Source organism: Solwaraspora sp. WMMB762 (assembly GCF_049179115.1).
Lineage (GTDB): Bacteria > Actinomycetota > Actinomycetes > Mycobacteriales > Micromonosporaceae > Micromonospora_E.
Genome location: NZ_JBMHMD010000001.1, coordinates 2,637,596 through 2,652,500 on the forward strand (window position 1 = coordinate 2,637,596; position 14,905 = coordinate 2,652,500).

Genomic DNA, 14,905 nt, shown 5'->3' on the forward strand with positions numbered 1-14,905 from the left:
TCAGACCCGCTGCACCCGCACCGACACCGGCTCACCGTCGCCCACCTCACCGGCGAATCCACCCGCCGGACCGACGGCCGACGCACCGGACGGATCGAACGTCACCTCGTCGGCGAGCACCTCACCGGCGACGAAGTCCTGGTACGCCCGTACCGCCGCCGCCACCTCGGCACCGGCCGCCACCGTGACCCGGACCCGGTCGGTGATCCGCAGATCCGCCTCCCGCCGGGCCTGCTGGATCACCCGGACCAGGTCCCGGGCCAGCCCTTCGGCGGCCAGCTCCGGCGTGACGGTGGTGTCGAGCACCACCACCCCCTGCCCGCCCGGCAACGGTGCGGAATGCTCCGGGTCGGCGGCGACCAGCTTCAACTCGTACTCCCCGTCGGCCAGCCGGACCCCGGCGGCGACCGGCGCGCCGTCGTCGCCCAGCGCCCAGTCGCCGGACTTCACCGCCCGGATCACCGCCTGCACCTGGCCACCGACCCGGGGGCCGAGCACCCGGGGCACCACGGTCAGCACCTGCTGGCAGTGGTCGGCGACCGCGTCGGTGAACTCCACCGACTTGACGTTGACCTCGTCGGCGACCAGGTCGGCGAACGGCGCCAACTGCGGCGCGGCGGCGCTGGCCACGGTCAGCCCTGGCAGCGGCAGCCGGACCCGCAGATTGCGGGCCTTGCGCAGCGACAGCCCGGCCGAGCAGACCTCCCGGACCGCGTCCATCGACGCGACCAGGTCGTGGTCGGCGGGGAACTCGCCGGCGGCCGGCCAGTCGGTCAGGTGCACCGACCGGTCACCGGTCAGCCCGCGCCAGATCTCCTCGCTGGTCAACGGCGCCAACGGCGCCACCACCCGGGTGAGCGTCTCCAGCACCGTGTACAGCGTGTCGAACGCGTCGGTGTCACCGGACCAGAACCGGTCCCGGGACCGGCGGACGTACCAGTTGGTCAACGCGTCGAGGTAGGTACGCACGCTGGCGCAGGCACCGGAGATGTCGTAGCCGTCCATCTGCCGGGTGGCCTCGTCGACCAGTTCACCGGTCTTGGCCAGCACGTACCGGTCGAGCAGGTGGGTGCTGTCGGTACGCCGGGTCGCGGTGTAGCCCTCCGCGTTGGCGTACAACGCGAAGAAGTACCAGACGTTCCACAGCGGCAGCAGCACCTGCCGGACGGCGTCGCGGACACCGCTCTCCACCACCGCCATGTCCCCGCCGCGCAGCACCGGCGAGGCCATCAGCATCCAGCGCATCGCGTCCGAGCCGTAGGTGTCGAACACCTCGTACACGTCCGGGTAGTTGCGCAGGCTCTTGCTCATCTTGCGCCCGTCGGCGCCGAGCAGGATTCCGTGGCTAACGCAGTTGCGGAACGCCGGCCGGTCGAACAGCGCGGTGGCCAGCACGTGCATGGTGTAGAACCAGCCCCGGGTCTGCCCGATGTACTCGACGATGAAGTCGCCCGGATAGTGGTGCTCGAACCACTCCCGGTTCTCGAACGGGTAGTGCACCTGGGCAAACGGCATCGACCCGGACTCGAACCAGCAGTCCAGCACCTCCGGCACCCGGCGCATCGTGGACCGTCCGGTCGGGTCGTCCGGGTTGGGCCGGGTCAGCTCGTCGATGCCGGGCCGGTGCAGGTCGGCCGGGCGTACGCCGAAGTCGCGTTCCAACTCGTCCAGCGAACCGTAGACATCGACCCGCGGATAGGCCGGGTCGTCCGAGCGCCACACCGGGATCGGCGAGCCCCAGAACCGGTTCCGGCTGATCGACCAGTCCCGCGCTCCGGCCAGCCACTTGCCGAACGAGCCGTCCTTGACGTGCGCCGGCGTCCAGGAGATCTGCTGGTTCAGCTCCACCATCCGGTCCCGGAAGGTGGACACGGCCACGAACCACGACGACACCGCCTTGTAGACCAGCGGCGTGTCACAGCGCCAGCAGTGCGGGTACGAGTGGGTGTAGGTGTCGTGGCGCAGCAGCAGACCCCGGTCACGCAGCTCACGGATGATCGGCTTGTTGGTGTCGAACACCTGCTCCCCCGCGTACGGCGGGACCAGGGCGGTGAACCGGGTGTGGTCGTCGACGGTGACGATCGTCGGGATGCCGGCGGCGTTGCAGGTGTTCTGGTCGTCCTCACCGAACGCCGGGGCCATGTGCACCACCCCGGTGCCGTCCTCGGTGGTGACGAAGTCGGCGCCGAGCACCTGGTAGGCGTTCGGGCCGGCCCGGTCGACCAGGTAGTCGAACAGCGGGGTGTAGCGGCGCCCGACCAGGTCGGCGCCGCGGACCGTGCCGACCCGCTCGAACCCGTCCAGTTCCTTGGCGTACGCCTCGAGGCGCGCCGCCCCGAGCAGGTACCGCTGCCCGTCGCGCTGCAGCACCGCGTACTCGATGTCCGGGCCGACGGCGAGGGCCAGGTTCGACGGCAGCGTCCACGGCGTGGTGGTCCACACCCCGATCCGTTCCGTCGGCCCGCCGGGCTGCGCCGGCGCCAGCTCGAACCAGACGGTGACGGTCGGGTCCTGCCGGTCCCGGTAGACGTCGTCCATCCGGGTTTCGGTGTTGCTCAGCGGCGTCTCGCAGCGCCAGCAGTAGGCCAGCACCCGGAAGCCCTCGTAGACCAGCCCCTTGTCGTACAGGGCCTTGAAGGCCCACATGACGCTCTCCATGTAGTCCAGGTCGAGCGTCTTGTAGTCGTTGACGAAGTCGACCCAGCGGGCCTGCCGGGTGACGTAACGCTCCCAGTCCTGCGTGTAGGTCAGCACCGAGCTGCGGCAGACGTCGTTGAAGCGCGCCATGCCCAGCTCGACGATCTCCGCCTTGGTGGAGATGCCGAGCTGGCGTTCGGCCTCGACCTCGGCGGGCAGCCCGTGGCAGTCCCAGCCGAAGCGGCGCTCGACCCGCCGGCCGCGCATCGTCTGGTAGCGCGGCACCACGTCCTTGACGTAGCCGGTGAACAGGTGGCCGTAGTGTGGCAGGCCGTTGGCGAACGGCGGGCCGTCGTAGAAGACGTACTCGTTGGTGCCGTCCGGACCCGGCTCGCGCTGGTCGACGCTGGCTTCGAAGGTCTTGTCCGCCGTCCAATAGTCCAGGACGCGGCGCTCCACCTGGGGCAGGTCCGGACTGGCCGGCACGCCGGTGGCGGCGGGGTCGGTCATCGGGTACGCCATGGTGGTGCCCTCTCCTCGCGCAGCTCACTGTCTCGTGGTCTGCGAGGACGAACCCGCCGGGCGGTCGCCGGCTGCTGCCGGACGTCGCCACGGTGGGCCGCGGTACCACCTCGCTTGGCGGTCGCCGAGGTGCGCGACCGCCCGCTCATCGACCGGCTGTGACGGGCCGGACCCGTCCGGTTCTACTGGGGCCGCCGCTGCCGGGCAGTGGTGGCCGGTTCTTCCGGAGGCTCACCGGTGATGGCCGGGTCGTCGCCTTTGGGTTGCCTTCGGTTCCGAGCGTATCCCACCCGTCGAGCCGGTTTCCGTCCGCCCGCCACTTCCGAACTCAGCCGGCGGGCGGGGCCGGCAGCGTGGTCGACCAGAGCGAACGGCCGTCCCGGTCGCGCAGATGCACGGTGAACGCCCGGGACCCGCCGTCGACGAACACCTCGCCGTAGTGCTGGAAACCTTCGGCCGGCGACGTGTTGGCCCGCGGTGGGGCGTTGACGAACACCGCTTCCGGGCCGAACGTACCGTCGAGGGTGTTCGGGCCGAACGCCCCGGCGTGCGCCGGGCCGGAGACGAACTCCCAGAACGGGGTGAAGTCGGCCACTGCGGCCCGCGCCGGGTCGTAGTGATGGGCGGCGGTGTAGTGCACGTCGGCGGTGAGGAAGACGATGCCGGTGACGCTGGCCCGGTGCGCCGCGCCGAGGATCTCGGCGAACTCCAGCTCCCGCCCGGCCGGTGCGCCGCCGTCGCCCTGGGCGATCCCTTCCTGGGCCCCGCCACCGTCCGGCACGATCAGGCCGAGCGGCAGGTCGTTGGCGATCACCTTCCAGGTGGCCGTCGACCGGGTGAGCTCGCGGATCAGCCACTGCCGTTGCTGGGTGCCGAGCAGGCCACGATGCGGGTCGGCGTACGTGTTGCCGTCGTTGGGGTCCTTGTAGGTGCGCATGTCGAGGACGAACACGTCCAGCAGCGGCCCGTAGCGGACCACCCGGTACAGCGGCCCGTCGTCCGGGGTCGGCAGCCACTCGTGAAACGCCTGCCGGGACCGTGCCGCCAGCACGTCGACCCGGGTCTCGGTGTAACGCGGGTCGGTGAGGATCTCGCCCGGATACCAGTTGTTCGTCACCTCGTGGTCGTCCCACTGGTTGAGTTGCGGCACCTCGGCGGCGAACGCCCGCAGCTGCGCGTCGAGCAGGTTGTAGGCGAACTGGCCACGGAACTCGGTGAGCGTCTCGGCGACCTTGGACTTCTCCGGGGTCACCAGGTTGCGCCACACCCGCCCGTCCGGCAGGGTCACCGTCTCGGCGAGCGGGTTGTCGGCGTACACGGTGTCGCCGCTGCACAGGAAGAAGTCCGGCCGGCCACGCCGCATCGCCTCGAAGATCCGCATCCCGCCGAAGTCGTCGCTGATCCCCCAGCCCTGACCGGCGATGTCCCCGGTCCAGACGAACCGCACGTCGTCGACCCGCCCGCCGGTTCCGCCGCCCGGCCGGCCCCGGTGGGGTTCGTGGTGGCCACCGGCGCGGGGTGCGGTGCGCAGCGAACCGGTCAACGGCTCACTGACCAGGCCGGGACGGTGCAGGCCCTCCACCCGCACTCGGTAGTGCAGCCGCTCGCCGGCGGGCAGGCCACGCAGCCGCACCTTGCCGGTGAAGTCGCCCCGGCCGTCGAGCACCGGGCCGCGCACCCGTCGGGCGTCGCGCAGGTCGGGCCGGCGGCCGACCTCGACGATCAGCCGGCCGACGCGGTCGGCGCGGGTCCAGACGACGGCCTCGCCGGGGCCGACCACGCCGCTCTGCACGCCGTGGGTGAGCACCGGCCGGCCGGTGGGGTGCCAGGCCGGTGTGATGGGCCGGCCGGCCGCGAGGTCCGCGCCAGCGGCCGCACCGGCTCCACCGAGCAGCGCGCCGCCGGCGAGCCCGGCACCGCCGGCCAGTCCGGCCCGCAGCAGGGTACGGCGGTCGAATGGGTTCATCGAAATCCTCCCGGGAAGGCACGTCAGGCGTTCCCAAGAGGTCTATCGATGGAATATGGCGAGATCCACCGGATCAGGTGACCAGCACACGAACCGGCCGATAACCCGCGGCGGATCGACCGGGATCAGCCCAGGTCGGGGAACCAGAGCTTGATCTCGCGGGCCGCGCTCTCCGGGGAGTCCGAGGCGTGCACCAGGTTCTCCCGGTTGGACAGCGCCAGGTCGCCGCGAATGGTGCCGGCTGCCGCCTTGCGTCCGTCGGTGGTGCCGATCAGCGCACGCACCACCTCGATCGCCTGGTCACCGGCGAGCACCAGGGCGACCAGCGGCCCGCTGGTCATGAACTCCTTCAGCGGCGGGTAGAACGGCTTGTCCACATGGTCGGCGTAGTGAGCGCCGGCCAGCTCCTCGTCCATCCGGCGCGACTGCAGGGTGACCAGGTGCAGTCCCTTACGCTCGAACCGGCCGAGGATCTCGCCGACCAAGCCGCGCCGGACCGCGTCCGGCTTGATCAACACGAGGGTACGTTCGACATCGGTGGGGCTGGACACGCTGGCTCCTTATCGACGGACCGGCACCGCTCCCCTGCGGAGCGATTCGGTACGGACTGGCGCTGCCAGCCTAGTGGGTCCACGCCGCCCCGCGCGTCATGATGGAGGGCCAGGGGACGGACGAGGACCGGCGGCTACCGACGCCACCGGTCGCGGCTCTTCCATCCTCGCCGGGCCCGGCCTAGCCTGGCCTTGACGCAGGGAGGTCTACTGTGGCGAACGGCCATCGATCGGTTTCCACCGCCCGCAAGCTCATCGCGACGGTGCTGGGCACTTTCGCCACGTTCATCATCCTCTTCGGCGCCGGCATGACCAGCTGGGCCATCGCCGCGCTGGGCGTGGCACTGCTGGTGCTCGCGGTCAGCCTGGTGCTGATCACCGCGTTCCCCGGCACCGAGCGCGCCTGGGTGGCCGGCATCGCCCACGTCCGCAGCGTTTCCGAACCACCGGCCTCCTCCACCTACGGCCGCTGCGAACTGCAGATTCTGGTGGACGCGCCGGGCGTACCGCCCCGGTCGGTCAAGGTCCGCGACCCCCGGGTGCCGGTGGCGAAGTGGCCCGACCCTGGCGCCACGCTGCCGATCATGGTCGCCATCGACGACCAACGCCACGTACGGATCATCTGGGACGACGTGCTGACCCACGCTGAAGCCGCCGCGGAGCGGGCCGACCTGCCGCCGGAGTTCGACGAGCCCGACTTCAGCACCCTCGACGACGACCTGCTCGACGTGGATGAGGAGCCGCCGTGGGCGCGGCGACGCTCCGACGACCTGTTCCTCGACCCGGACACCGCCCAGACCGCCGATCTCGGCACGGGGCTGCGCGACGACGATCTGGCCGAGCCCGCCGGGCCGGCCGACGATCCGCGTCAGCGTCGACGCGACCCGGCGGAAAATCCCCGGCCGGACTTCGCCACCCCGGGGTTCGACCCCGACATCGAACAGTCCGAGCCGGCGGATCCGGGCCGGGCCGGCAACCCCGGCAAGGACCCCGGCAAGGTCGGCGACCCTGTCGTGGTGAGCCAGTCACCGGGGGGCCACAAGGTGGTGGACGGCACCGTGGTGGACCCGCAGCCGGTGCCGCTGCCGCGCCGTGCCCGGCCACGGCCGTACTCCCCACCCGCCGAGCCGGAGGCCGGCACGGTCACCGCCGGAGCGGACCGGGGCCGGGCCGCCGCCGAGGCCCGCGCCGAGTCGCCGACCGCCACCGGGACGGCGCTGGCCGACCAGCCCGACCAGGACGCAGACGACCCCGACGGTGGGTCGGTGACCGACCCGGACGGCCCGCTCGCCGACCTGGCCGCCGCGGGCCCGGTGACCGGCCCCGACACCCTGGCCGACGAACCCGACGACCACGGGCCGATCCACGGCGTCGGGCTGACCCTGCTCGTCGCGGACCTCGACCGGTCGGTCGGGTTCTACCGCGACATGCTCGGCTTCTTCGAGATCGACGGCGGGGACGGCAACGCGGTGCTCGCCTCCGGGCAGACCCGCCTGGTGCTGCGGTCGGTGCCCGAGGTCGCCCCGGTCAACCGGCGGCTCATGCACCTCAACCTCGAAGTCGACGGCCTGCAACGGATGCACGACGAACTCAAGGCCAAAGGGGTGCGGTTCACCTACGCGCCCCGGGCGGTCAACCGTGGTGCCCGGCTGGAGCTGTGGGCGGCTGCTTTCCGCGACCCGGACGGCCACGGTATCGCCATCATCGAGTGGCGTGACCGTGACCAGCCCGCGACCGACGCCGACGCACCGCAGTGACCTCAGCGCCAGTTGTGGTCAGCTGAGAATGACCCGCCGGACGTGCCACACGTACGCCCAGACGACGCCGAACAGCACCCCCACCACCAGCAGTGACCAGTGCAGCAGGCCGGCGAGCAGGACCAGCCCCTGCAGCACCGTGCCGGCGTACCAGGCCCAGCCGCGGCGCAGCAGGCCGGCGAGCGTCACCGCGCCGACGGCGAGCACGGCGCTGGCCACCATAGCCGCCGGGCCGGACCCGTCGCCCAGCATCCGGATCGGCTGGATCGCCAGCACGAGCACCAACGCCTCCAGGCCGAGGGTCGCCGCGCCGAGCCCGCGCGCGGCGGCCGGCGGGTTGCGCAACCCGGACCGACGCGGCGGCGGTCCGGCCGGGTCGTCGCTCACCGGGTCGTCGCTCACCGGGTCGTCGCTCACCGGACCGTCGCTCACCGGGTCAGCAGCCGGCGTGCGTCGGCCACCGTCACCACCGATCCGGTGATCAGGACCCCCACCCCGCTGAGCTCCCCGTCGAGGTCGGCCTCGGCCAGCTCCACCGCCGCTTCGATCGCGTCCGGCATCTGCTGGGTCACCCGTACCCGGTCCACGCCGAACGCCTCGACCGCGAGGCCGGCCAACTGACCGACCGGCATCGCCCGCGGCGACGTGTTGCCGGTCACCACCAGCGCGTCCGCCACCGGCTCCAGCAGATCCAGCAGCGCCTCGGCGTCCTTGTCGGCCAGCACGGCGAGTACCACCACGAGCCGCCGGAACGCGAACTCCTCCTGCACCGCGGCGACCGTGGCCGCCATCCCGTGCGGGTTGTGGGCACCGTCGAGCAGGATCGTCGGCGCGCTGCGTACCCGCTCCAGCCGGCCCGGTGACGACACCCCGGCGAAGCCCTGCCGGACCGGCTCGGCATCCAACGTCCGATCCGGGCCGGCACCGAGGAACGCCTCCACCGCCGCCAGCGCCAACGCCGCGTTCTGCGCCTGATGCGCCCCGTGCAGCGGCAGGAACACCTCGTCGTAGCGGCCGCCGAGCCCCTGCAACGTGAGCATCTGCCCGCCGACCGCGACCGCGCGGTGGACCACGCCGAACTCGCCGCCCTCCCGGGCGATGGTGGCACCCACCTCGGCGCACCGGTCCAGGATCGGCCCGGCCGCCTCCTCCGGCTGCACCGCAGTGACCACCGTCGACCCGGCGTGCACGATGCCGGCCTTGGCCCAGGCAATGTCGGTGAGGGTGTCGCCCAGCCACTCGGTGTGATCCAGACCAATCGGAGTGATCACGCAGACACCGGCGGACAACACGTTGGTGGCGTCCTCGGCACCGCCCAGCCCGACCTCCACCACCGCCACGTCGACCGGGGCGTCGGCGAACGTCGCGAACGCCAACGCGGTCGTCATGTCGAAGTACGTCAACGGCTCCGCCGCCTGCTTGTCGACCAGCTCGGCCAACGGCGCGACCTCCCGGTACACGGCGGCGAACCGTTCCTCGCTGACCGGCTCACCGTCCAGGCTGATCCGCTCCCGCACCGTCTCCAGATGCGGGCTGGTGTATCGGCCGGTGTGCAGCCCGAAGGCCCGCAGCAGCGAGTCGATCATCCGGGCGGTCGAGGTTTTGCCGTTGGTCCCGGTCAAGTGGATCGACGGGTACGCGCGCTGCGGACTACCCAGCAGGTCCAACAGCTGGCCGATCCGGTCCAGGTCGAACACCATCCGGGTGAAGCCCCGGTCGGCGAGCTCCTGCTCGACCCGCGCGAACTCGCCACCCGGCCGCTGCCTCGCACCGCCGGTGGCCCCGGGTCGTCCGGTCCCGGGTCGCCGTACCGTCACGACTGCTCACCGTCGGCAGCCGGCAGCGCGGCGAGCGCTCCGGCGATGCGGGCCAGCTCCGCCTCGGCCGCCGTCAACCGGGTACGGATCTTGTCCACCACCGGGGCCGGTGCCTTGTCGACGAACGCGCTGTTGCCCAGCTTGGCCCGGCACTGCTCGGCTTCCCGCTCGGCCGCCGCCCGGTCCTTGGTCAACCGGGCGCGCTCGGCCGCCACGTCGATCGAACCGCGGGTGTCGAACTCGACACCGACCTGTGTGGTCACGGCGAGCTTCGCGGTGGCCGAGAACTCGACGGCCGGCTCGTCCAGCCGGGTCAGCGACCGGATCAGCGGCTCGTGCCCGCCGACGCCCGCGTCGGCCAGACCGGTCAGCCGGGCGCTGACCCGCTGGGTCGGCCGCAGCCCCTGGTCCGACCGGAACCGGCGGACCTCGGTGACCACCCGCTGCACCACGGCCAGCTCCGCCTCCGCCGCCGGGTCGTGCCACGCCGGGTCGGCGACCGGCCAGGAAGCCACCATCAGGCTGCCGGCCGCCGGCTGGCCCGACCCGGCCAGCGCCGACCACAACTCGTCGGTGACGAACGGAGTGACCGGGTGGAGCAGCCGCAGCAGCTGGTCGAGCACGTGGCCGAGCACCCGGCGGGTCCGGTCGGCGGCCTCCCCGCCGGCGCCCAGCACCGGCTTGCTCAGCTCCAGATACCAGTCGCAGACGTCGTCCCAGGCGAAGTGGTAGAGCGTGTCACACGCCTTGGCCAGCTCGAACGCCTCGAACTGCTGGTCGACCTGGGCCGTCACCTCCTGCAGCCGGGACATGATCCACCGGTCGGTCATGCCCAGATCCGCCGGGTCGGGCAGGTCGCCGGTCAGGTGCGCGCCGTTGAGCAGCGCGAACCGGGTGGCATTCCACAGTTTGTTGCAGAAGTTGCGGGAACCCTGGCACCACTCTTCGCTGACCGGCACGTCGGCGCCCGGGTTGGCGCCCCGGACCAGAGTGAACCGTGTGGCGTCGGCGCCGAACCGGTCGATCCAGTCGAGCGGGTCGACGACGTTGCCGTACGACTTGGACATCTTCTTGCCGAACTGGTCCCGGACCATGCCGTGCAGGGCCACCACGTCGAACGGCTGCCGGCCCTCCATCGCGTACAGCCCGAACATCATCATCCGGGCCACCCAGAAGAACAGGATGTCGTAGCCGGTCACCAGCACGCTGGTCGGATAGAAGGTCCGCAGGTCGTCGGTCTGGTCCGGCCAGCCGAGCGTGGAGAACGGCCACAGCGCGCTGGAGAACCAGGTGTCGAGGACGTCCTCGTCCTGCCGCCAGCCGGCACCGGCCGGCGGCTGCTCGTCGGGTCCGACGCAGACGACCTCGCCGCCCGGGCCGTACCAGACCGGGATCCGGTGCCCCCACCACAGCTGCCGGGAGATGCACCAATCGTGCATGTTGTCGACCCACGCGAAGTAGCGTGCGGCCAGCTCCGGCGGCTCCACCCGGGTCCGACCGTCACGCACCGCGTCCCCAGCGGCCTTCGCCAGCGGGCCGGTCCGAACGAACCACTGCAACGACAGCCGCGGCTCGACCGTGGTCCGGCACCGCGAACAGTGACCGACCGCGTGCACGTACGGCCGCTTCTCGGCCACCACACGCCCCTCGGCCCGCAACGCCGCGACGATCGCCGGCCGCGCCTCGAACCGGTCCAGTCCTTCGAACGGTCCGGCCGCCGTGACCACCGCCCGCTCGTCAAGGATGGTCAGGCTCGGCAGCCCGTGCCGTTGGCCGATCTCGAAGTCGTTGGGGTCGTGCGCCGGGGTCACCTTCACCGCGCCCGTGCCGAACGTCGGATCGACGTGCGCGTCCGCGACGATCGGGATCCGCCGACCGGTCAACGGCAGCTCAACCTCGGCGCCGATGAGATGCCGGTAGCGGTCGTCGTCCGGGTGCACCGCCACCGCGGTGTCGCCCAGCATCGTCTCGACCCGGGTGGTGGCCACCACGATCGACGCGTCGCCCTCGCCGTACCGGATGGAAACCAGCTCGCCGTCGTCGTCGCTGTGTTCCACCTCGATGTCGGACAGGGCGGTTCGGCACCGCGGGCACCAGTTGATGATGCGCTCGGCGCGATAGATCAGCTCGTCGTCGTAGAGACGCTTGAAGATGGTCTGCACCGCCCGGGACAGGCCCTCGTCCATCGTGAAACGTTCCCGGTCCCAGTCGACCGAGTCACCCAGACGGCGCATCTGTCCGAGGATGGTGCCGCCCGACTCGGCTTTCCACTGCCAGACCCGGTCGATGAACTGTTCCCGGCCAAGGTCGTGCCGGGACAGCCCTTCGGCGGCGAGTTGTCGCTCCACGACGTTCTGGGTGGCGATCCCGGCATGGTCCATGCCGGGCAACCAGAGCGCCTCGAAGCCCTGCATCCGCTTGCGTCGGATCAGTGTGTCCTGGATCGAGTGGTCGAGTGCGTGCCCGACGTGCAGCGACCCCGTGACGTTCGGCGGCGGCACCACGATGGTGAACGGCGGCTTCCCGCTGCCCGCGTCGGCCCGGAAGTAACCTTCGGCTACCCACCACTCGTACCGCCGCTGTTCGACCTCACCCGGAGCGTACTGGGCCGGCAACATAGGGGCTGCGTCGTGTTGGGGTTGCGGAGTCTCGGTCACCCATCGAGTTTACGGAGCCCCCGCACCCGGATTCACGCAGGCCCGACCGCGGCAGACCGACTGTGGCAGGCCAGCTGTCTCGGGCCGCTTGACGGGGCCGACGGGCGGCACCCACCGCTCGGCGGAGTCGGTGACGTACGGTGTCGGGCATGGTCGACGACACATTCGGCGGACGACGGTCGGCTCACCAGGGACCGGTCGACCGTCAGGAACCGGTCGACGTGACCCCGGACGCCCAGCCGACCCCGGGCGACGGAGAGGGCCGCGGCCGAGGTGTCCGGGCCGGGCGCGGCCGGCGCGTCGTCGTCATCGGCTCGCTCGCCGCGCTCGGTGTGCTGGGCGTCGGTCTGCTCGGTTCGACCGGCTTGCGCATCGTCGCGCAGAAGGATGCCAGCCTGAGCGCCCCGGACGAGGCGGCCGGGCTGGTCCGCGACGACGGGGAACAGGCCAGGAGTACGGCCGACTACCTGCACAGCGCCTTTGCCGCCGGAATCGACCTGGACCAGAGCACGGCTGCCGTCTACCGGGATCCGTCGGCGGCGGACCGCAGCGTTCTGGTCTTCGGTGGCACCGCTCTGCTCTGGTCACCCGAGCACGACCTGGACGCGCTGCTGGAGATCGTCGGTGATGAGGAGGGTTCGGTGACCGGCGTCCACCAGGTGCCGGCCGGGACGTACGGCGGGGTGATGAAGTGTGGTAGCACGCCTACCGGTGACCAGGAGATGCCGGTCTGCGGGTGGGCGGACCACGGGAGCATCGCGGTGGCGCTGTTCCCGGGGCGTACCGTCGGCGAGTCGGCCGCGCTGCTCGCGGACCTGCGGATGGACCTTCAGCAGCGGGACTGACGTCCGTACAAACGGTCCTCTGCACGGTCGGCACGGGTTCGTTGTACAGGGCGGTCTTCCGAGGGATTTTCCCTGGAAAACACTTGTGGGCCACCCGTACGGGTGGCCCACAAGTAAAGATGTCCGGCGGTGACCTACTCTCCCACACCCTCACGAGTGCAGTACCATCGGCGCTGGAGAGCTTAGCTACCGGGTTCGGAATGTAACCGGGCGTTTCCCCTCCGCCATAACCGCCGTAACCCTAACAACAAACCAAACACAACACGGTGTCCGTTTGCCCAGAATCACACAGTGGACGCGTACATCTTCGAAGTCAAGTCCTCGGCCTATTAGTACCGGTCAACTGAACCAGTTACCTGGCTTACATCTCCGGCCTATCAACCCAGTCATCTACTGGGAGCCTTACCCCACAAAATGGGTGGGACACCTCATCTTGAAGCGAGCTTCCCGCTTAGATGCTTTCAGCGGTTATCCCTTCCGAACGTAGCCAACCAGCCGTGCCCCTGGCGGGACAACTGGCACACCAGAGGTTCGTCCGTCCCGGTCCTCTCGTACTAGGGACAGCCCTTCTCAAGTATCCTACGCGCGCGGCGGATAGGGACCGAACTGTCTCACGACGTTCTAAACCCAGCTCGCGTACCGCTTTAATGGGCGAACAGCCCAACCCTTGGGACCTGCTACAGCCCCAGGATGCGACGAGCCGACATCGAGGTGCCAAACCATCCCGTCGATATGGACTCTTGGGGAAGATCAGCCTGTTATCCCCGGGGTACCTTTTATCCGTTGAGCGACACCGCTTCCACACGCAAGTGCCGGATCACTAGTCCCGACTTTCGTCCCTGCTCGACCTGTCAGTCTCACAGTCAAGCTCCCTTGTGCACTTACACTCAACACCTGATTGCCAACCAGGATGAGGGAACCTTTGGGCGCCTCCGTTACCCTTTAGGAGGCAACCGCCCCAGTTAAACTACCCACCAGACACTGTCCCTGAACCGGATCACGGTCCGAAGTTAGAAACCCAAATCAACCAGAGTGGTATTTCAACAACGACTCCACCGATACTGGCGTACCAGCTTCACAGTCTCCCACCTATCCTACACAAGCTAATTCGAGTACCAATGTCAAGCTATAGTAAAGGTCCCGGGGTCTTTCCGTCCTGCCGCGCGTAACGAGCATCTTTACTCGTAATGCAATTTCGCCGGGCCTGTGGTTGAGACAGTAGGAAAGTCGTTACGCCATTCGTGCAGGTCGGAACTTACCCGACAAGGAATTTCGCTACCTTAGGATGGTTATAGTTACCACCGCCGTTTACTGGCGCTTAAGTTCTCAGCTTCGCCCCGAAGAGCTAACCGGTCCCCTTAACGTTCCAGCACCGGGCAGGCGTCAGTCCATATACATCGAATTACTTCTTCGCATGGACCTGTGTTTTTAGTAAACAGTCGCTTTCCCCTGGTCTCTGCGGCCATACAACGCTCCACCCGCAAGGGGCTTCACGTCTCCGGCCCCCCTTCTCCCTAAGTTACGGGGGCAATTTGCCGAGTTCCTTAACCACAGTTCGCCCGATCGCCTCGGTATTCTCTACCTGACCACCTGTGTCGGTTTAGGGTACGGGCCGCTAGAAGCTCGCTAGAGGCTTTTCTCGGCAGCATAGGATCACTGACTTCACCTGAATCGGCTCGGCATCACGTCTCAGCCTCACGCACCACGGATTTACCTATGATGCAGCCTACACGCTTACCCCGGCACAACCACCGGCCGGGATCAGCTACCTTCCTGCGTCACCCCATCGCTTGACTACTACCCGCCAGGTTCCCGCGCTCCCTCAGATCAGTCCGAAAACCTCACCAAGTTCGGGCAGTTAGCACAACGAGGTTCATCATGGGCGCTCCTTCGCGGGTACGGGAATATCAACCCGTTGTCCATCGACTACGCCTCTCGGCCTCGCCTTAGGTCCCGACTCACCCAGGGCGGATTAGCCTGGCCCTGGAACCCTTGGTCATCCGGCGGAAGGGTTTCTCACCCTTCTTTCGCTACTCATGCCTGCATTCTCACTCGTGCCGCGTCCACAGCTAGGTCACCCCGCTGCTTCACCCCCGGCACGACGCTCCCCTACCCATCCACACACCTGCACCAACCCCCGAAAGAGTCAGCGA

At 69.5% G+C, this 14,905-nt stretch carries 8 protein-coding genes and 2 rRNA genes (1 of these 10 only partly in view); 2 read left to right on the forward strand and 8 right to left on the reverse strand.

From position 1 onward, the window contains the following. The 3 genes from ileS to ndk all read right to left on the reverse strand — a co-directional run bounded on the left by ileS (position 1) and on the right by ndk (position 5,676). Entirely contained in the window at positions 1–3,159 is a 3,159-nt protein-coding gene (gene ileS, locus ACN27J_RS11680) for an isoleucine--tRNA ligase (protein ID WP_421365921.1), read from the reverse strand. 328 nt (positions 3,160–3,487) lie between these two features. Continuing rightward, positions 3,488–5,125: an alkaline phosphatase D family protein gene (locus ACN27J_RS11685; RefSeq protein WP_421365923.1), complete on the reverse strand. Its 1,638-nt coding sequence runs from the start codon at positions 5,123–5,125 to the stop codon at positions 3,488–3,490. A gap of 125 nt (positions 5,126–5,250) precedes the next feature. Beyond that, positions 5,251–5,676, reverse strand: coding sequence for a nucleoside-diphosphate kinase (gene ndk, locus ACN27J_RS11690; RefSeq protein ID WP_278170707.1), 426 nt, complete (start codon positions 5,674–5,676; stop codon positions 5,251–5,253). A gap of 212 nt (positions 5,677–5,888) precedes the next feature. On the opposite strand from ndk, the gene ACN27J_RS11695 reads away from it, so the two are divergent. Then, on the forward strand, positions 5,889–7,433 hold the full coding sequence (locus ACN27J_RS11695) for a VOC family protein (RefSeq protein ID WP_421365925.1): 1,545 nt from the start codon (positions 5,889–5,891) through the stop codon (positions 7,431–7,433). An 18-nt stretch (positions 7,434–7,451) separates the two neighbouring features. Here ACN27J_RS11695 and ACN27J_RS11700 read toward each other — a convergent pair whose 3' ends face one another. The 3 genes from ACN27J_RS11700 to ACN27J_RS11710 all read right to left on the reverse strand — a co-directional run bounded on the left by ACN27J_RS11700 (position 7,452) and on the right by ACN27J_RS11710 (position 11,868). After that, positions 7,452–7,850 carry a DUF4233 domain-containing protein gene (locus tag ACN27J_RS11700; RefSeq protein WP_421372205.1) on the reverse strand — a complete coding sequence of 133 codons (399 nt, stop codon included), beginning with the start codon at positions 7,848–7,850 and terminating at the stop codon, positions 7,452–7,454. Positions 7,851–7,861: 11 nt separating this feature from the next. Then, positions 7,862–9,133: a bifunctional folylpolyglutamate synthase/dihydrofolate synthase gene (locus ACN27J_RS11705; protein WP_421372207.1), complete on the reverse strand. Its 1,272-nt coding sequence runs from the start codon at positions 9,131–9,133 to the stop codon at positions 7,862–7,864. Between the two features lie 113 nt (positions 9,134–9,246). Beyond that, positions 9,247–11,868: a valine--tRNA ligase gene (locus ACN27J_RS11710; protein WP_421372208.1), complete on the reverse strand. Its 2,622-nt coding sequence runs from the start codon at positions 11,866–11,868 to the stop codon at positions 9,247–9,249. Positions 11,869–12,056: 188 nt separating this feature from the next. Between ACN27J_RS11710 and ACN27J_RS11715 the strand changes: the two genes are divergently transcribed. Then, positions 12,057–12,752: a hypothetical protein gene (locus ACN27J_RS11715; RefSeq protein WP_421365927.1), complete on the forward strand. Its 696-nt coding sequence runs from the start codon at positions 12,057–12,059 to the stop codon at positions 12,750–12,752. A gap of 121 nt (positions 12,753–12,873) precedes the next feature. Here ACN27J_RS11715 and rrf read toward each other — a convergent pair. Both rrf and ACN27J_RS11725 read right to left on the reverse strand, forming a co-directional pair. After that, a 5S ribosomal RNA gene (rrf, locus tag ACN27J_RS11720) occupies positions 12,874–12,990 on the reverse strand. Between the two features lie 71 nt (positions 12,991–13,061). Beyond that, positions 13,062–14,905 (reverse strand): 23S ribosomal RNA (locus ACN27J_RS11725) (it continues 1,262 nt past the right edge of the window).